Annotated in this window: 1 protein-coding gene; it reads right to left on the bottom strand. The window is 71.0% G+C overall.

The features are described 5' to 3' along the window. Window positions 1-21,420 carry a type I polyketide synthase gene (locus CV755_RS35880; protein ID WP_109279361.1) on the bottom strand — a complete coding sequence of 7,140 codons (21,420 nt, stop codon included), beginning with the start codon at window positions 21,418-21,420 and terminating at the stop codon, window positions 1-3. Between the last annotated feature and the right edge of the window lie 27 nt (window positions 21,421-21,447).

The raw sequence follows: 21,447 nt of genomic DNA, 5'->3' as shown, positions 1-21,447 counted from the left end.
TCAGGAGTCGGAGTTGAGGTCGGTGTCGCCGAGCGCCCAGCGGATCAGGTGCTCGGTGTCCATCGCATCGATGTCGATGGCGTCGGTGTCGCCGGTCTCGGCCACCGGAGCCGGGCCTTCGCCGAGGCCGGCCAGGTCGCGCAGGAGGTCCAGGACGCCGGCCTCGCGGAAGCGGGCCATCGGAATGGCCGCCAGCGCCTCGCGGAGCTGGATCTCCTCCGGGTCGGCGGCCGGCCCGCCGGTCCCGGGCTCGTCCGGCATCACCTCGGCCAGCAGATAGGCGACCAGCGCCTTGGGCGTCGGGTAGTCGAACACCAGGGTCGCCGGGAGCTTCAGCCCGGTGGCGGCGTTGAGCCGGTTGCGCAGCTCCACCGCGGTCAGCGAATCAAAGCCCAACTCGGTGAAGGAGCGCGCGGGTTCGAGGCTCGACGGGTCACTGTGGCCCAGCACCGCGGCGATGTCGCCGCGCACCAGGTCCAGCACCAGCCGTTCGCGCTCCTCGGCGGGCGTGGCGGCCAGCCGCTCGGCCAGTCCCTGGCGGCCGGCGTCCGGGGTGGCGGAGGCGGCGCTGCGGCGGCCGTACGGCATGGTGGCGCGCATGGTTCGCAGCAGGGCGTCGTCCATGCCATCGCGGGACAGCAGCACCGGGAGGTTGAGCCGCATCGGCGCCACCAGGGGCAGCCCGGCCAGCCGGGCCCGGTCGAAGAACGCCAGGCCGCGGGCCGTGGGGATGAGCACCATGCCACCGCGCTGGAGGCGCTGGATGTCGGCGTCGGTCATATTGGCCGCGATGCCGCTGCGCTGCTCCCAGGAGCCCCACTGCAGTGACGTTCCGGCGAGACCGAGGGCGTGCCGGTGCTGGGCGAGGGCATCCAGGAAGGTGTTGGCGGCGACATAGTTGGCCTGCCCGGCCTCGCCGAACATGGCGGCGGCCGAGGAGAACAGCATGAACTCCGCCAGTTCCATGTCCTGGGTCAGCTCATGCAGGTGCAGGGCGGCATCGACCTTGGGCCGCAGCACTCTTTCCAGCTGGGCGGGGGTGAGCGAGCCAACGGTCGCGTCGTCCAGTACGGCCGCGGTGTGGACCACCGTGGTCAGCGGGTGCTCCGCCGGGATCGACTTCAGCAGCGCCTCCACGGCGGAACGGTCCGCCACATCGCAGGCGACGACCTCCGCCCGAGCGCCCAGCCCGGACAGCTCGGCCACCAGCTCTGCCGCGCCCTCCGCTCGCATACCGCGCCGGCTGGTGAGCAGCAGATGCCGGACGCCGTACCGGGTCACCAGGTGCCGGGCGATTTGGGAGGCCAGTACGCCGGTACCGCCGGTGATCAGGGCGGTACCCGCTCCGTCGGCGCCCGCCGGGCCGGCCTTGGCCGGGGCCGCCTCCGCCGGGGAGGACGGCACCCGGGCCAGCCGGCGTGCGGTGAAGGCACCGCCGCGTACGGCCAGTTCGGGCTCCTTGGCGGCCAGAGCCGCGGCCAGGGCCTCGGTGGTCAGCCGGTCGTCGGGGTGCCGGTCGGAGTGGTCGAGGACATCGACGTCCAGGAGCACAAACCGGTCCGGGTTCTCCGTCTGCGCCGACCGGATCAGGCCCCATGCCGCCGCATTGACCAGGTCGGTGACCTCCTCGCCGGGCCGGGTGGCCATGGCGCCACGTGTGACGACCACCAGCCGGGAATCGGCGTAGCGGTCGTCGCTCAGCCAGCCCTGCACCAGGGCGAGCAGGCGCCGGGCCGCAGCATGCACCGCGTCCGCGAGGTCGGTGGAGTCGATGGCATCGGACGCGCCCGGTGCCATCGGCGCGAACACCACGGACGGGACGTCCGGCACGGTGGCCAGCTCCGCCAGCTCGGTGCCACGGGCAGCCGCCGGGCAGGGCAGGCCGAAGGAGTCGTCGCCCACAACGGCCCATTGGGCGGATGGGTCGGTGGCCGTGGCCGCCTTGGACAATTCCAGCGGGACCCACTCCGAGTGGTAGAGCGGATCGTGGAACATCTCCCCGGCCGAACCCAACTCCTCTGCCACTACGGCTCGTACGGCGACCGCGCCCAGGGATGCCACCGGTGCGCCCGTGGCATCGGCAAGAGTCACCGACACTTCGTCGGCACCGGTGGGCACCAGGCGCGCCCGCAGCGCGGAGGCGCCGGTGGCGTACAGGGTCACTCCCCGCCAGAGGTGGGCGAGTTGGGCGCTGCCGTGCTCACCGCCCAGGGTGTGCAGGGCGGCGTCCAGCAGCGCGGGGTGAATTCCGAAGCCATCGGTCGGGACGCCCTCGGGAAGGACGATCTCGGCGAACACCTCGTCGCCACGGCGCCAGGCCGAGCGCAGGCCCTGGAAGACCGGACCGGGGACAAAGCCGGAATCGGCCAGGGCCTGGTAGAGCAGGCCGGTGTCCAGCGGCTCGGCGTCCTTCGGCGGCCAGACGGCCAGGTCGCCGCCCGAGCTCTGTGCGACGGACGCGCGGGACAGCGTTCCACTTGCGTTGAGCGTCCACGGCTCCTCGCGCACGGCACCCTCGCGGCGCGAGTGGAGGTGGAAGGCGGCGGTGCCGGTCTCGGTCACGCCGTCCACGGTCACCCTGAGGGTGATTCCGCCGCGCTCGGGGAGGACAAGCGGTGCCTGGAGCGCCAGCTCGTCCAGCGTGCCACAGCCGACCTGGTCGCCCGCGTGAATGGCCAGATCCACCAAGGCGGCCGCGGGAACGGCCACCGTACCCAGCAGTACATGATCGGCCAGCCATGGCTGGGCCTGAACGGACAGACGCCCGGTAAGAACGACCCCACCACTGTCCGGAAGCTCAACCGCCGCACCCAGCAGGGCATGACCGGCAGACCCCAGACCCAGGCTGGTCACATCACCGGCGGAGGCGGATGCCTCCAGCCAGTAACGCTGGTGCTGGAAGGCATAGGTCGGCAGGGCAACGCGTTTGGCGGCGCGGCCGTCGAAGATGCCCTCCCAGTCGAGGTCGGTGCCATGGGCGTGCATCGTGCCGAGAGCGGTGGTGAGGGTCTGGGCCTCCGGGCGGTCCTTGCGCAGGACGGAGGCGAAGACCGCACTCTCGGATACGGACTGCTGGCCCATGCCGGAGAGAATCCCGTCCGGACCCAGCTCCAGGAACTTGGCCACGCCCTGAGCGGAGAGGTACGTCATGCCATCGGCGAATCGGACCGCCTGACGGACATGACGCACCCAGTAGTCGGGCGAGCACAGTTCCTCGGCCGTAGCCAGGGTGCCGGTGACATTCGAAACCACCGGAATCTGCGGCGCGTTGAAGGACAGCCCGGTGAGCACCGCGCGGAAGTCCTCCAGCATCGGCTCCATACGCGGCGAGTGGAACGCATGGCTGACGGTCAGGCGGCGTACCCGTCGGCCCAGCTCCTGGGCCTGGGCAACAGCCGCCTCAACCGCATCCTCGTCACCGGAAACCACCACGGACGACGGGCCGTTGACCGCCGCGATCGCAACCTCAGCCTCGCGACCGGCAATCCACTCGGCGACCTCGGCCTCGGTGGCCTCGATAGCAGCCATGGCGCCACCGTTCGGCAGGGCCTGCATCAACCGCCCACGAGCCGCCACCAACTCGGCCGCGTCGGCAAGCGACAGCACACCGGCAACATGCGCGGCGACGATCTCCCCAACCGAGTGACCGATCAGGAAGTCCGGCCGCACCCCCCACGACTCCACCAACCGGAACAGAGCAACTTCCAGGGCGAACAGGGCCGTCTGAGTGAACGCCGTCTGATCCAGGGAGGGCTCATCGCCGAAGACGACATCCTTCAGCGAACGCCCCAGCTGCTCATCCAGATGAGCACAGACCTCGTTGAAGGCCGCCGCGAAGACCGGGAAGGTCTCATACAGCTCACGGCCCATCCCGGCCCGCTGACTGCCCTGCCCCGTGAACAACAACGCCAGCCTGGCACCAGAAGCAGCGCTACCGGAAACCACGGCCCCCGACGCCTCACCGGACGCCAAAGCCCTCACACCAGCGAGCAGTTCGCCACGATCCGCGCCAACGACCACCGCCCGGTGCTCAAACCGCGACCGCGCCACCGCCAGCGAATAACCGATATCGATCGGCGAAAGGTCGGCACGCTCCTCCAGGAACGCCACCAGCCGCTCAGCCTGAGCCCGGACCCCGGCCTCGGACTTCGCCGACACCACCCATGGCAGCACCGTGCCGACAACCGGCTCAGCCACCTCAACAACCGGCTCCGGAGGCGCCTGCTCCAGCACCACATGCGCATTGGTGCCACCGATGCCGAACGAGGACACCGCGGCCCGCCGCGGACGACCCACCTCCGGCCACTCCCTGGCCTCCGTCAGCAACTCCACCGCACCCGCCGACCAGTCCACCTCAGGAGTCGGCGCATCCACATGCAGCGTCTTCGGCAGTACCCCATGCCGCATCGCCAGCACCATCTTGATCACACCGGCCACACCGGCAGCCGCCTGGCTATGGCCGATGTTGGACTTCAAAGAGCCGAGCAGCAACGGCAGTTCCGGTGCGCGTCCGCGCCCGTACGTGGCCAGCAGGGCCTGTGCCTCGATCGGGTCACCCAGCCGCGTACCCGTACCATGCGCCTCCACCGCATCCACATCCGCCGCCGAGAGACCGGCGTCGGCCAGGGCCTGGCGGATCACCCGCTGCTGCGCGGGGCCGTTGGGGGCGGTCAGGCCATTGCTCGCGCCATCGGAGTTGACAGCCGTGCCGCGCACCAGGCCGAGCACCTGGTGCCCGTTGCGCCGGGCGTCCGACAGCCGCTCCACCAGCAGCATGCCCACACCCTCGGCCCAGCCAGTACCATCCGCCGCGGCCGCGAACGCCTTGCACCGGCCATCGGCGGCCAGGCCCCGCTGACGCGAGAAATCGACGAAGGTGTCCGGGCTGGCCATCACGGTCACACCGCCGACCAAGGCAAGCGAGCACTCGCCGCTGCGCAGCGACTGCATGGCCAGATGCAGGGCGACCAGCGAGGACGAGCAAGCGGTGTCCACACTCAGCGCGGGGCCGCTCAGGCCCAGCACATAGGCGACGCGCCCGGAGGCGACACTGCCGGAGTTGCCGGTGCCAAGGTAGCCCTCGACGCCCTCGGGTGTGGTGCCGCGGCCGGTGTGGTAGTCGGAACTCATCACTCCGGTGAAGACACCGGTCTTGGTGCCGCGCAGGGATGCGGGGTCGATGCCCGCGGACTCCAGCGCCTCCCAGGACGCCTCCAGCAACAGCCGCTGCTGCGGGTCCATCGCCAACGCCTCACGCGGCGAGATCCCGAAGAAGTCGGCATCGAACTCCCCGGCACCGTCGAGGAATCCGCCCACTCGCGCATAGGTGGTGCCAGGACGGTCCGGGTCGGAGTCGAAAAGAGAGTCCAGATCCCAGCCACGATCGGCCGGGAACTCGCTCAGCCCCTCACGACCGTCCAACAGCAGCCGCCACAGCTCCTCCGGAGAGCCGGCACCGCCCGGGTAGCGGCAGGCCATGCCCACGATCGCCAGCGGGTCGTCGTGGACCGCCATCGCCGTCGCGGCCTGTGACGGTACGGGCTCCTGCTCCTCCACCAGGCCGTCGCCGAGGAGTTCGGTCCTCAGGTAAGCGGAAAGGTCTTCGGGGGTCGGGTAGTCGAAGACCAGCGTGGTGGGCAGACGCAGCCCCGTCTCGGCATTGAGCCGGTTGCGCAGTTCCACCGCGGTCAGCGAGTCGAAGCCCAGTTCCTTGAAGGCCCGGTCGGCCGTGATGCCATCGGTGCCGCCGTGGCCGAGTACGACGGCCACATGTGTACGCACCAGCTCCAGGAGCGCGGCGTCCCGCTCGCGGGCCGGCAGCACGGACAAGCGCTGGGCGAGCGCGGAGCCGCCGGCGGCTGCGCTGCCGCCCGAACCCGCGTGCGCCACCCGCCGGGCCGGAGCGCCGACGAGCTTGTGCAACAGGGGCGGAACAGCGGCGGCGCCCTGGGCGCGGAGGGCGGCCACGTCCAGCGGTATCGGGACCAGCAGCGCCTGATCGACGGCGCGCGTCACCGCCGCGTCGAAGAGGGCGAGGCCGGTATCGGTCGGCAGCGGGATGGTTCCCGCGCGCCGCATGCGCTGGATGTCGGCCTCGGTGAGGTGCGCGGTGATGCCGCTGCGCTGTTCCCACAGGCCCCATGCAAGGGCGGTCGCCGGAAGGCCCTGGGCCCTGCGGTGGGCGGCCAGGGCGTCCAGGAAGGTGTTGGCGGTCGCGTAGTTGCCCTGACCGCCCTCGCCGAACACACCGGCGGCGGAGGAGAACATCACAAACGCCGACAGTTCCATGTCCCGGGTCAACTCGTGCAGATGCCAGGCCGCGTCGGCCTTGGGGCGCAGCACGGTGTCCAGCCGCTCCGGGGTGAGGGAGTCGATGGTGCCGTCGTCCAGCACACCGGCGGTGTGCACCACGGCCGTCAGACGACGGTCCGCCAGCAACTCGGCCAGTTGCTCACGGTCACCCGCGTCACAGGCGGCGACCTCCACCAGGGCGCCGAGCGCGGACAGTTCCGCCACCAGCTCCTGCGCGCCATTGGCCGCGAGGCCGCGGCGGCTGGTCAGCAGCAGCTTGCGCACGCCGTGTTGGGTGACCAGGTGGCGGGCGAGCATGGACCCCAGCCCGCCGGTACCGCCGGTCACCAGCACGGTGCCTTCGGTGTCGATGCGGGTGTCTCCGATGACGCTGCCGTGCACCGGCAGCCGGACCAGGCGGGGCACCAGGACGGTGGTACCGCGCAGGGCGAGCTGGGCCTCGTCGGTGGACACCGCGGCCAGCAACCGGTCGGTCCCACTGCCCTGGCCGTCCGCGTCCGGTTCCGGGGAGTCCAGGTCGCACAGCACAAAGCGGTCCGGGTTCTCCGACTGCGCCGAGCGCACCAGGCCCCACACGGGTGCGTGCACCAGGTCGTCAACGCCCGTGTCGGGGCCGGTGGCCACCGCGCCACAGGTGACGAACACCAGCCGGGAAGCGTCGAACTTCGGCTCGGCCAGCCACAGATGGACCAGTTCCAGCACTCGGTGAGTGACCTCGTGTATTCCGGAGACGACATCGCCATCCGGGTTCGGCGGCAGCATCACCACCACCGTCCGCGGCACCGAGTCGGCCATGGCCAGTTCGCCGAGCGCTTCCCGGGCGGCGGTCAGACCGTGCGCCACACGCGCATCGGCGCGGGCATCGGGGTGTGTCTCCGGCAACGGGCTGGAAACCCACTCGACCTGGAACAGCTCGTCGTAGAAGTGCCCCTGCGACTTGGCCAGTTCCTCGGCGGAGAGCGGCGTACGGTCGAGCGCCCGGAGGGAGAACACCGGGGCGCCGGACTCGTCGGCGGCCTGGACGGACAGAGGGCCGCCGGCATGGGACAGCCGCACCCGCAGCGCGGTGGCACCGGTCGCGTGGAGGGTCACTCCGCGCAGCACGGAGGGCAGTTGGACGTTGCCCTCTTCAAGAGCGACGCCATGCAGGGCGGCGTCCAGCAGCGCGGGGTGAATACCGAAGCCATCGGTCGGGATGCCCTCAGGAAGAGCGATCTCGGCGAACACCTCGTCACCGAGCCGCCATACGGCCCGAACTCCCTGGAAGGCGGCTCCATACGACAGCCCGGCGTCGGCCAGCGCGGCGTAGAGCCCATCGCTCGCGACCGGCTGTGCGCCCATGGGCGGCCAGTCGTTGACGGCTGGCTCGGGCCGGGTGGCGGCGGGCACGAGGGCACCTGCGGCGTGCACGGTCCACGAGTCGTCCGCCTCGGCACGCGAGTGGATGGCGACCCTGCGGCGACCAGTGGCGTCCGCGCTGCCAACGGTCACCCTGAGGGTGATTCCGCCGCGCTCGGGGAGGACGAGCGGTGCCTGGAGCGCCAGCTCGTCCAGCGTTCCACAGCCGACCTGGTCGCCCGCATGAATGGCCAGATCCACCAAGGCGGCTGCGGGAACGGCCACCGTACCCAGCAGTACATGATCGGCCAGCCATGGCTGGGCCTGGACGGACAGACGCCCGGTGAGAACGACCCCACCACTGTCCGGAAGCTCCACCGCCGCACCCAGCAGGGCATGACCGGCAGACCCCAGACCCAGGCTGGTCACATCACCGGCGGAGGCGGATGCCTCCAGCCAGTAACGCTGGTGCTGGAAGGCGTAGGTGGGCAGGGCAACGCGCTTGGCGGCTCGGCCCGCGAACACACCGTCCCAGTCAAGGTCGGTGCCATGGGCGTGCATCGTGCCGATGGCCGTGGTGAGGGTCTGGGCCTCGGGGCGGTCCTTGCGCAGGACGGAGGCGAACACCGCGCCCTCGGGCACGGACTGCTGGCCCATGCCGGAGAGAATCCCGTCCGGACCCAGCTCCAGGAACTTGGCTACGCCCTGACCGGACAGGTACGTCATGCCATCGGCGAAACGGACCGCCTGGCGGACATGACGCACCCAGTAGTCGGGCGAGCACAGTTCGTCGGCCGTGGCCAGGGTGCCGGTGACGTTCGACACCACCGGGATCTGCGGGGCGTTGAAGGACAGGCCGGTGAGTACTGCGCGGAAGTCCTCCAGCATCGGCTCCATACGGGGGGAATGGAACGCATGGCTGACGGTCAGGCGGCGTACCCGTCGGCCCAGCTCCTGGGCCTGCGCGACAACCGCCTCAACCGCTGCCTCGTCACCGGAAACCACCACGGAAGACGGGCCGTTGACCGCCGCGATCGCAACCTCGGAGTCACGGCCGGCGATCCACCCGGCGACCTCGGCCTCGGTGGCCTCGACAGCAGCCATGGCACCACCGGCCGGCAGGGCCTGCATCAACCGGCCACGAGCCGCGACCAACACAGCCGCGTCGGCGAGCGACAGCACACCCGACACATGCGCGGCGACGATCTCCCCGACCGAGTGACCGATCAGGAAGTCCGGCCGCACCCCCCACGACTCCACCAACCGGAACAACGCCACCTCAAGCGCGAACAACGCCGCCTGAGTAAACGCCGTCTGATCCAGCAGAGCAGACCCATCCCCGAAGACAACATCCTTCAGCGAACGACCCAGCCGCTCATCCAGATGAGCGCAGACCTCGTTGAACGTATCCGCGAAGACCGGGAACGTCTCATACAGCTCACGGCCCATACCAGCCCGCTGACTGCCCTGCCCAGTGAACAACAACGCCAGCCTGGCACCGGAAACAGCGCTACCGGAAACCACGGCCCCCGACGCCTCACCGGACGCCAACGCCTTAACACCCGCCAGCAGTTCGTCACGATCCGCACCAACGACCACCGCCCGGTGCTCGAACCGCGACCGCGCCACCGCAAGCGAATAACCCACATCCACCGGCGACAGGCCGACACGCTCCTCCAGGAACGCCACCAACCGCTCAGCCTGGGAGCGGACCCCCGCCTCCGACTTCGCCGACACCACCCACGCCACCGGAGCCGCACCAACAACCGGCTCAGCCACCTCAACAGCCGCCTCCGGCGCCTGTTCCAGCACCACATGCGCATTGGTGCCGCTCATACCGAAGGACGAGACACCCGCCCGACGCGGACGACCCACCTCCGGCCACTCCCGCGCCTCCGTCAGCAACTCCACCGCACCCGCCGACCAGTCCACCTCAGGCGACGGCGCATCGACATGCAGCGTCTTCGGCAGCAGTCCATACCGCATCGCCTGAACCATCTTGATCACACCGGCCACACCAGCAGCCGCCAGGCTATGACCAATATTCGACTTGATCGAACCCAGCCACAACGGCCGCTCCCCCGGCCGCCCTTGCCCATAGGTCGCCAGCAACGCCTGCGCCTCGATCGGGTCACCCAGCCGCGTACCCGTACCATGCGCCTCCACCGCATCCACATCCGCCGCCGACAAACCCGCACCAGCCAGCGCCCGCTCAATCACCCGCCGCTGCGACGGACCATTCGGCGCCGTCAAACCATTACTCGCACCGTCCTGATTCACCGCCGAACCACGAACAACCGCCAACACCTCATGCCCCAGACGCCGGGCATCCGACAGCCGCTCCACCAGCAGCATGCCCACACCCTCAGCCCAACCCGTACCATCCGCCCCCGCCGCAAACGCCTTACAACGCCCATCGGCAGCCAGACCCCGCTGACGCGAGAAGTCGATAAAGGTGTCGGGTCCGGCGATGACCGTCACGCCGCCCACCAGCGCCAGGTCGCAGTCCCCCTGGCGCAGTGCCTGCATGGCCAGGTGCAGGGCGACCAGCGAGGACGAACAGGCCGTGTCCACGCTCATCGCCGGGCCCTCAAGGCCGAGCGTGTAGGACACCCGGCCCGAGGCCACGCTTGCCGAGGTGCCGGTGCTCAGATAGCCCTCGAACTCATCGGGGACCGTGCCCAGTCCGGGGAAATAGTCGGTGCCCAGCACTCCGGTGAACACACCGGTCTGACTGCCGCGCAGGGATGCGGGGTCGATGCCCGCGGACTCCAGCGCCTCCCAGGACGCCTCCAGCAACAGCCGCTGCTGCGGGTCCATCGCCAACGCCTCACGCGGCGAGATCCCGAAGAAGTCGGCATCGAACTCCCCGGCACCGTCGAGGAATCCGCCCACTCGCGCATAGGTGGTGCCAGGACGGTCCGGGTCCGGGTCGAAAAGAGAGTCCAGATCCCAGCCACGATCGGCCGGGAACTCACTCAGCCCCTCACGACCGTCCAACAGCAGCCGCCACAGCTCCTCGGGCGAGGTGACCCCGCCCGGGTAGCGGCAGGCCATGCCCACGATCACCACCGGGTCGTCGTCCAACGCGGCCCGGCCGACCGCAGGCTCCGGCGCCTCCGTACGGGAGAGCGCGCCTGTCGCCTCGTCGCGCAGGAACTCGGCGAGGGTGATCGGGCTGGGGTAGTCGTAGACCAGCGTCGCCGGCAGCCGGAGGCCGGTCGCCGCGTTGAGCCGGTTGCGCAGCTCCACCGCGGTCAACGAGTCGAAGCCCAGATCCTTGAACGCCCGGGCCGGCTCGACCGCCCCGGCGCCGTCGTGGCCGAGCGCCGCCGCGACCTGGGTGCGTACCAGGTCGAGCAGCAGCTCCAGTTGCTCCTGCTCGGGCAGCGCCTCAAGCCGGCGGGCCAGCGAGGACGCCTCCGGTTGCCCTGCACCGCCCAGTACCGAACGCCGGGAGGTGGGTACGCCCACCAGTCCTCGCAGCAGCGAGTGCAACGCGGCTCCATGGGCACGGAGCGCGGCCAGATCGAGCGGCATGGGGACGAGCAGGGCGTCCTCCGCCCGGCCCGCGGCCACGTCCAGCAGGGCGAGCCCTTGGTCGGCGGTGAGCGGCAGCACTCCGTCGCGTCTGATCCGGTTCAGGTCGCCATCGGAGAGATGGGCGGTGAACCCGCTGCGGAGTTCCCAGAATCCCCAGGCGAGCGAGGTGGCCGGCAGGCCATGGGCGCGCCGGTGGGCGGCCAGGGCGTCCAGGAAGGTGTTGGCGGTCGCGTAGTTCCCCTGGCCCGCCACGCCGAACACTCCGGCGGCGGAGGAGAACATCACAAACGCCGACAGTTCCATGTCCCGGGTCAGCTCATGCAGATGCCAGGCCGCGTCCATCTTGGGACGCAGCACATTGTCCAGCCGCTCGGGGGTGAGGGAGTCGATGGTGCCGTCGTCCAGCACACCGGCGGTGTGGAACACCGCGGTGAGCGGGTGTCCGGCCAGCAGCGCACTCAGCGCCTCGCGGTCGGCCACATCACAAGCGGCCACCTCCGCCTGGGCGCCGAGTTCCGACAGTTCGGCCACCAGCTCCTCGGCGCCTTCGGCCGCGAGTCCCCGGCGGCTGACCAGCAGCAGCCGGCGGACGCCATGCCGGGTGACCAAGTGACGGGCGATCAGGCCGCCCAGCGTGCCGGTGCCACCGGTGATCAGTACGGTGCCGTCGCCCAAGTCGAAGCGGGCCGTGGTGTCGAGGGAGGGTACGCGCGCCAGGCGCGGTATTCGCACGCCGCCGTCCCGCACCGCCAGTTCGGGCTCCCCGCAGACGGCCAGCGGCCACAACTCGTCGGTGTTGGGCTCCCCTTCGGCGTCGATCAGGACGAACCTGTCCGGGTTCTCCGACTGGGCAGCGCGCACCAGGCCCCACACGGGGGCGCGCATCAGGTCGATCACGTCTTCGCCGTCCGCCACCGAAACGGCGCCTCTGGTGACGAACACCAGCCGGGAGCCGGTGAACCGCTCATCGGCCAGGAATGTCTGCATCAGCTCCAGTGCACGGTGCGTCGCGGATCGCACCTCGGCGGCCAGGGTCTGTGCGTCCCCCATCACGGGGCCGAACGGCACAAAGATCAGTTCGGCGCCGACCGCCTCGTCCAGGCCGGTGGAATCGGTGATCACGGTGGTGGCGGGCCGCGGTCGCTCCGGTGCCGGAAGCGGCAGCGCCATCCACTCCACCCGGAACAGGGCATCGCGGAAGCCGCCCTGGGCCTTGGCCAACTCCTCGGCGGACACCGGGCGCCACTTCAGGGCGCGTGCCGAGAACACCGGGCCACCGGACTCGTCGGCCGCCTCCACCGACATGGTGTCCTCGCCCAGGACGAAGCGCATACGCAGCACCGAGGCCCCGGTCGCGTGCAGGGCGACCTGGTCCCAGCACGAGGGAATCCGCGCGGTTTCGCCGTCCACGGCGACGGCGTGCAAGGCGGCGTCCAGCAGGGCGGGGTGCAGGGCATAGCCCTCGTTCTCCAGGCCTTCCGGAAGAGCGACCTCCGCGTACACCTCGTCGCGGTGCCGCCACGCGGCGCGCAGACCGCGGAGGGCCGGCCCAAGGTCCCAGCCCACTGCTGCCAGCCGGTCGCGGACCAGGGCCGGCTCCAGGCGCTTGGCGCCACGCGGCGGCCAGTCGGACAGGTCGAAGGACGAATGCGGTGGCGTTTCGACCAGGGTCCCGGTGGCGTGGAGGGTCCATGGGGCCACGTCCATCGCGCCCCGCGGGCGGGAGTGAACGGCCACTGTCCGGCGGCCGGACTCGTCCAAGGCACTTACAGAAACCCGCAGATCAACGCCATCGTCCTCGGCCAGCACCAGCGGTTCCTGGAGCGTCAGCCGCTCAATGGCCCCGCATGCCACCCGGTCACCGGCCTTGAAGGCCAGCTCGACCAGTGCGGTGGCGGGCACCACGACCGAGCCCATCAGCATGCTGTCGGCCAGCCATGGATGCGAGCGCAGCGACAGACTGCCGGTCAGGACCAGGGCGTTGGCTTCGGGCAGCGCCACCACGGCGCCAAGGAGCGGGTGGTCCAAGGGAGTCTGGCCCACGGGCGTGAGATCGCCGGTGGAGACCGAGAGTTCGAGCCAGTAACGCTGGTGCTGGAAGGCGTAGGTGGGCAGGTCCACGCGCTTGGCGGCGCGGCCCGCGAACACACCTTCCCAGTCGAGGTCGGTGCCATGGGCGTGCATGGTGCCGATGACCGTGGTGAAGGTCTGGGCTTCAGGGCGGTCCTTGCGCAGGACAGAGGCGAAGACCGCGCCCTCGCTGACGCACGCCTGACCCATGCCGGAGAGGATGCCGTCCGGGCCCAGCTCCAGGAACTTGTCAACTCCCTGACCGGAGAGGTAGGCCATGCCATCGGCGAAACGGACCGCCTGACGGACATGACGCACCCAGTAGTCCGGCGAGCACAGCTCCTCGGCCGTGGCCAGGGTGCCGGTGACGTTCGAAACCACCGGGATCTGCGGCGCGTTGAAGGACAGCCCGGTGAGCACCGCGCGGAAGTCCTCCAGCATCGGCTCCATACGCGGCGAGTGGAACGCATGGCTCACCGTCAGACGACGCACCCGCCGGCCCGCCGCACGGGCCTGGACGACAACCGCCTCAACCGCTGCCTCGTCACCGGAAACCACGACTGACGACGGGCCGTTGACCGCCGCGATCGCGATCTCGGAGTCACGGCCGGCAATCCACCCGGCGACCTCGAGCTCGGTGGCCTCCACGGCCGCCATGGCACCACCGGTCGGCAGGGCCTGCATCAACCGCCCACGGGCCGCGACAAGGGTTGCCGCGTCGGCAAGCGACAGCACACCGGCAACATGCGCGGCGACGATCTCCCCGACCGAGTGACCGATCAGGAAGTCCGGCCGCACCCCCCACGACTCCACCAACCGGAACAGAGCAACTTCCAGAGCGAACAACGCCGCCTGAGTAAACACCGTCTGATCCAGCAGAGACGACCCATCCCCGAAGACAACGTCCTTCAGTGAACGGTCCAACTGCTCGTCCAGGTGAGCGCAGACCTCGTTGAACGCATCCGCGAAGACCGGGAAGGTCTCATACAGCTCACGGCCCATACCGGCCCGCTGACTGCCCTGCCCCGTGAACAACAACGCCAGCCTGGCACCGGAAACAGCGCTACCGGAAACCACGGCCCCCGACGCCTCACCGGCCGCCAACGCCCTCACACTTGCGAGCAGTTCGTCACGATCCGCACCAACGACCACCGCCCGGTGCTCGAACCGCGACCGCGCCACCGCCAACGAGTAGCCCACATCCACCGGCGACAGGCCGGCACGCTCCTCCAGGAACGCCACCAGCCGATCAGCCTGAGAGCGAACCGCCGCCTCCGACTTCGCCGACAGCACCCATGGCAGCACCGTGTCAACCACCGGCTCCACAGCAGCAACAGCCGGCTCCGGCGCCTGTTCCAGCACCACATGCGCATTGGTGCCACTGATACCGAACGAGGACACCGCGGCCCGCCGCGGACGACCCACCTCCGGCCACTCCCGCGCCTCGGTCAGCAACTCCACCGCACCCGCCGACCAGTCCACCTCAGGCGTCGGCGCATCCACATGCAACGTCTTCGGCAGCACACCGTGCCGCATCGCCTGAACCATCTTGATCACACCGGCCACACCCGCAGCCGCCTGACTGTGGCCGATATTGGACTTGATCGAACCCAGCCACAACGGCCGGTCCTCCGACCGTCCTTGCCCATAGGTCGCCAGCAGCGCCTGCGCCTCGATCGGGTCACCCAGCCGCGTACCCGTGCCATGCGCTTCCACCGCGTCGATCTGGTCGGTCCGCAGTCCGGCGTCGGCCAGGGCCTGGCGGATGACGCGCTGCTGGGACGGGCCATTGGGCGCCGTCAGGCCATTGCTGGCACCGTCCTGGTTGACGGCCGTACCCCGCACCACGCCCAGCACCCGGTGCCCCTTGCGCACCGCGTCCGACAGCCGCTCCACCAGCAGCATGCCGACGCCCTCGCCCCAGATGGTGCCGTCCGCCGCGGCCGCGAAGGCCTTGCAGCGGCCATCGGCGGCCAGGCCCCGCTGGCGCGAGAAGTCGACGAAGGTGTCCGGGGTCGCCATCACGGTCACACCGCCGGCCAGGGCCAGTTCGCACTCGCCGCGGCGCAGTGACTGCACGGCCAGGTGCAGGGCGACCAGTGAGGAGGAGCAGGCGGTGTCCACGCTGACAGCCGGGCCTTCAAGGCCCAGGGTGTAGGAAATCCGCCCGGAAGCCACGCTTCCTGAGGTGCCGGTGCTGAGGTAGCCCTCCAAGTCCTGGGGGACGGAGGCCAGTCCGGGGAAGTAGTCGGTGTTCATGATGCCGGCGAAGACACCGGTCCGGCTGCCGCGCAGGACGGCGGGGTCGATACCCGCGGATTCCAGCGCCTCCCAGGACGCTTCCAGCAGCAGCCGCTGCTGCGGGTCCATCGCCAGCGCCTCACGCGGCGAGATCCCGAAGAAGTCGGCGTCGAACTCCGCCGCCGGTACGAACCCGCCCTCGCGGACATAAGTGGTGCCGGTCCGCTCGGGGTTGGGGTCGTACAGGCGCTCCACATCCCAGCCGCGGTCGGCCGGGAAGGGGGAGTTCCCCTCGGCGCCGTTCAGGACCAGGCGCCACAGGTCGTCCGGCGAGTTGATATCGCCGGGGTAGCGGCAGGCCATGCCCACGATGGCGATCGGCTCCTCGTCGGAGCGGGCTGAGCGCTCCGTGTCCGCGGGCAGTCCTCCGGGCAGTTCCCCAAGCGGTTCTCCGGACAGTTCGGTGAGCAGATGGCGCACCAGGGCCGCGGAGTTGGGGTAGTCGAAGACCAGGGTGGTGGGCAGGCGCAGGCCGGTCGCGGCGTTGATGCGGTTGCGCAGTTCAACGGCGGTCAGGGAGTCGAAGCCGAGTTCCGCGAAGGCGCGTCCGGGCTCGATGGCGTTGCCGTCCTGGTGGCCCAGTACGGCCGCGACATGGCCGCGCACCAGGTCGAGCAGGGTGTTCTCACGCTGCTCGGGCGGGAGTCCGGCGAGGCCGCGGGCGAGGGACGAGGCGTGGGTGCCTGTCTTGGCGGCGGCGGTGCGGCGTGCCGGTGCGCCGAGGAGGCCGCGCAGCAGGGCGGGCACAGGGGCGTTGGCGCTGCGCAGTGCGGGCAGGTCGAGGTTCATCGGTGCGAGCACCGGGGTGCCGCCGGCCGTGGCCGCGGCGGAGAGCAGGGCGAGGCCCAGTTCGGCGGTGAGCGGGGCCATGCCGTTGCGCCGGATGCGCTCGATGTCGGCGTCGGTCAGGCGGCTGCCCATGCCCGCGGAGGGCTCCCACAGTCCCCACTGGAGGGAGAGGCCGGGCAGGCCGTGTGCCCTGCGGTGGGTGGCGAGGGCGTCCAGGAAGGTATTGGCCGCGGCGTAGTTGCCCTGCCCGGCGTCGCCGAAGAGGCCGGCCGAGGAGGAGAACAGGACGAAGGCGGACAGCTGCTGGTCGCGGGTGAGTTCATGGAGGTGCCAGGCGGCGTCGGCCTTGGGGCGCAGTACGGTCGCCAGGCGCTCGGGGGTGAGGGAGCCCACGGTGCCGTCGTCGAGTACCCCGGCGGTGTGGATGACGGCCGTCAGCCGGCGCCCCTGGAGCAGGTTTGCCACCGCGTCCCGGTCGGAGACGTCACAGGCCGCGACCTCCACCTCGGCGCCCTGCTCGGCCAGCTCGGCCACCAACTCGGCGGCACCCTCGGCCTCAAGGCCGCGTCGGCTGGTCAACAGCAGGCTTCGAACCCCGTGTTCGGTCACCAGGTGGCGGGCGAAGAGGGAGCCCAGGCCGCCGGTGCCGCCGGTGATCAGGACCGTGCCGTCGCCGGGGGTGAAGCCGTCGGTGGCAGCGGTTGTGACCCGGGCCAAGCGCGGTGTGTACACCATGCCGCCGCGTACGGCGAGTTGGGGTTCCTCGCCCATGGCCAGCGGCCAGAGCTGGTCGGCGTCGAGGTCGGCGTCGGTGTCGATCAGGACGAAACGGTCGGGGTTCTCCGACTGGGCGGCGCGTACCAGGCCCCATACCGGGGCGTGCACCAGGTCGGTGGTGTCGTCCTGGTCCGATACGGCGACCGCGCCGTGGCTGAGGAAGACCAGCCGGGAGTCGGCGAATCGGTCGTCGGCCAGGAATGCCTGGATGAGGGCGAGGGCGCGCTCGGTGGCGGTGTGTACGGCGCCGGGCAGGCCGGTGTTCCCGTCAGCGTTCTCGCCGTTGTTGCCGCTGGTGGTGAGCGGGGCGAGGAGGAGCCGGGCACCTGCGGCACCGGCGAGGCCGGCCGGGTCGGTGATGGTGGCGTGGGTGCCGGGGGCGGCGGCGGGGGCGGCGACGGTCTGCTGGGTCCACTGGACCTGGAAGAGAGCGCGCTGGAGCCCGTTGTGCCCCTGGGCGAGTTCCTCGGCGGTTATGGGGCGCCAGTCGCCGGTGTGGGCGGTGAGGACCGGTTCGCCGGTGGTGTCGGTGGCGTTGATCTCGACCGATCCGGCGTTGGGTGTCAGCCGGATGCGCAAAGTGGTGGCGCCGGTGGCGTGCAGGTTGAGCCGGTCCCAGGTGAAGGGGGCCCGGGCGGTGCCGTCCTGGAGGGCGACGGCGTGCAGGGCGGCGTCGGCGAGGACCGGGTGCAGAGCGAAGTCGTCGGCGGTGGTGCCCTCGGGGAGGGTGGTCTCGGCGAACACCTCGTCCTTCAGGCGCCAGGCGGCGGTGAGGGCGCGGGCGGTTGGGCCGTACTCCCAGCCGGCGTCGGCGAGTTGGGTGTAGAGGGAGTCGAGGTCCACCGGCCGGGCACCACGAGGCGGCCAGGGCGAGGGTTCGGGGGCGGGCCCGGGGACGGCCGCAGTGGCGGTGAGCACGCCGGTGGCGTGCAGGGTCCAGGGGGCGTCGGGGGCGTCCTGCGGGCGGGAGTGGATCCACAGGTGGCGCCGGCCGTCGTTCTCGGCGGCTCCTGCGGTGACCCGCAGGGCCGTGGCACCGGTGGTGCCGGTGGTCAACGGGCTGTGCAGGGTGAGGTTTTCGACGGTGCTCAGGCCCACCTGGTCGGCGGCGTGGACCGCCAGTTCGGCCAGCGCGGCGCCGGGGATCACGGGGGTGCCGTGCACCGTGTGGCCTGCGAGCCAGGGGTGGGACTGGACGGTGAGCCTGCCGGTGAGCACCACGGTGTCCGGCTGGGGGACGGTGACCACGGCGCCCAGCAGTGGGTGGCCGCTGACGTCCTGGCCGAGTCCGGTGGCGTCCCCGGTGGTGGCGGGTTCCAGCCAGTAGCGCTGCCGCTGGAAGGCGTAGTGGGGCAGTTCGACGCGCCGGGCGGCGCGGCCGGCGAAGACGCCTTCCCAGTCGAGGTCCACGCCATGGACGTGGAGGGTGCCGACGGCAGTGGTGAGGGTGTGGGGTTCGGGGCGGTCCTTGCGGAGGGCGGAGGCGAAGACCGCGCCGTCGCCGACACACTGCTGCCCCATGCCGGACAGCACGCCGTCCGGGCCGAGCTCCAGGTAGTGGCGGGCGCCCTGGCGTTCCAGGGTGGCCATGCCGTCGGCGAAGCGGACGGCCTGGCGGACATGGCGCACCCAGTAGTCGGGCGAGCACAGTTCCTCGGTGGTGGCGATGGCGCCGGTGACATTGGAGACGATGGGGATGGCGGGCGGCGAGTAGTCCAGTACCCGGGCGTACCGCCGGAATTCGTCCAGCATGGCGTCCATGCGGGGCGAGTGGAAGGCGTGGCTGACGCGCAGCCGGTGTACCCGGCGGCCGGCCGTGCGGGCCTGTTCCATGACCTGCCGGACGGTGTCCTCGTCGCCGGAGACGACCACGGAGCGGGGGCCGTTGACGGCGGCGATGGAGGCCCTGGTGTCCTTGCCGTCGAGCCAGGCGGTGGCCTCGGCTTCGGTGGCTTCCAGGGCCGCCATGGCACCGCCGGCCGGCAGGGCCTGCATCAGGCGGCCGCGGGCGGTGACCAGGATGGCGGCGTCGGAGAGGGAGAGGACTCCGGCGACATGGGCGGCGGCGATCTCGCCGACCGAGTGTCCGGCGAGATAGTCGGGGGTGATGCCCCAGGATTCCACCAGCCGGTAGAGGGCGACCTCGGTGGCGAAGAGCGCGGCCTGGGTGTGGACGGTTTCGTCCAGCAGTGCCTGGTCGGTGCCGAAGACGATGTCCTTCAGGGGCCGTTCGAGGTGGATGTCGAGGTGGGCGCAGGCCTCGTCGAAGGCTTCGGCGAAGACCGGGTGGGTGGCGTGGAGTTCGCGTCCCATGCCGGCGCGCTGGCTGCCCTGCCCGGTGAACAGCACGGCCAGTGCGGCCGGTTGGGCGGTTGCCGTGGTGACGGCGGGGGTTGTGGTGCCGTCGGCCAGGGCCTGAAGGGCGGCACGGAGTCCGGGGCGGTCGGTGCCGGTGATGACCGCGCGGTGTTCGAAGCGGGCGCGGGTGACGGCGAGGGAGTAGCCGATGTCGGCGGGGGACGGCTCGGGGTGGGCGTCGAGGTGGGTGGCGAGCCGTTGGGCCTGGGCGCGCAGTGCGGCCTCGGAGTTGGCGGACAGCACCCACGGCAGGGGGGCGGTGACGGTGGGCTGGGCAGCGGGGGCCGGCTCGGTGGCGGGGGCCTGTTCCAGGACGACATGGGCGTTGGTGCCGCTCATGCCGAAGGAGGAGACGGCGGCCCGGCGGGGGCGTTCGGTGTCCGGCCAGTCGCGGGCCTCGTCGAGCAGGCGGACGGTACCGGCGCTCCAGTCGACATGCGGGGTGGGCTGGTCGATGTGCAGGGTGCGGGGCAGGGTGGCGTGGTGCAGGGCGAGCACCATCTTGATCACACCGGCGATGCCGGCGGCGGCCTGGGCGTGCCCGATGTTGGACTTGACCGAGCCGAGCCAGAGCGGCTGCCCGCCGTCCCGGCCCTGTCCATAGGTGTCGATCAGTGCCTGGGCTTCGATGGGGTCGCCCAGGCGGGTACCGGTGCCATGCGCCTCGACCGCGTCCACGTCCGTGGTGGACAGGCCGGCATCGGCCAGGGCCTGGCGGATGACCCTTTGCTGGGCGGGGCCGTTGGGGGCGGTGAGGCCGTTGCTGGCGCCGTCGGAGTTGATGGCGGTGCCGCGTATGACGCCGAGGATGCGGTGGCCGTTGCGCTGGGCGTCGGAGAGCCGTTCCAGCAGCAGCATTCCGGCGCCCTCGGCCCAGCCGGTGCCGTCCGCGTCGGCGGAGAACGCCTTGCAGCGGCCGTCCTCGGACAGGCCGCGTTGCCGGCTGAAAGCGAGGAAGCCGCCGGGGGCGGCCATCACGGCGGCGCCGCCGGCCAGGGCCAGCGGGCAGTCACCGCGGCGCAGCGCCTGGACGGCCAGGTGGAGGGCGACCAGGGAGCCGGAGCAGGCGGTGTCCACGGTGATGGTGGGGCCCTCGAAGGCGAGGGTGTAGGAGATGCGGCCGGAGGCCACGCTGGCGGCGGTGCCGGTCAGCAGATAGCCCTCCAGACCGTCGGCGGCGTGGTGCAGGTGCGGCCCGTACTCATGGTTCTCCACGCCGGCGAAGACGCCGGTGCGGCTGCCGCGCAGGGTGGTGGGGTCGAGGCCGGCCGACTCCAGGGCCTCCCAGGAGGTCTCCAGCAGCAGCCGCTGCTGGGGGTCCATCGCCAGCGCCTCGCGCGGGGAGATCCCGAAGAACGCGGGGTCGAATTCGTCGGCGTCGTGCAGGAATCCGCCCTTGCGGGTGTAGCTGGTGCCGGGCTGCTCGGGGTCGGCTGAGTAGATGCGGTCCAGGTCCCAGCCGCGGTTGGCGGGGAAGTCGGTGATGGCGTCCCGTCCCTCGGTGAGCAGGTCCCACAGCTGCTCGGGGGTGGTGATGCCGCCGGGCAGCCGGCAGGCCATGCCGACGATGGCGACCGGCTCATGGAGCGCGGCCTCGCCGGTGGTGGCGGGCGGGGTCTCGGGGTCCGGATCGGGGGTGCCGTTGAGCAGCCGGTGCAGATGGCCGGCGAGCGCGCGGGGGGTGGGGTGGTCATAGGCCAGCGTGACCGGGAGGTCGTGGCCGAGCGCCTCGGTCAGGCGGCGGTGGAATTCCACCACGGCCAGCGAGTGGAAGCCCAGCTCCACAAAGGAGTTGTCGGGTGCGATGGGCCCGGAGGTGCCGCGTTCGGCGTCGTGCAGCACATCCGCGGCCAGCCGGGAGATCAGGTCGAGCAGTGAAGTCTGGGAAGGCTTTTCGTTCGGCGAACGGAATTCCCCGGCCTGGCTAACCATCGCTTGCTCCACAACTTTACTGGCAGG

Source organism: Streptomyces orinoci (genome assembly GCF_003121295.1).
Classification (GTDB): Bacteria; Actinomycetota; Actinomycetes; order Streptomycetales; family Streptomycetaceae; genus Streptomyces; species Streptomyces orinoci.
This window is presented reverse-complemented; position numbering and strand designations above follow the sequence as displayed.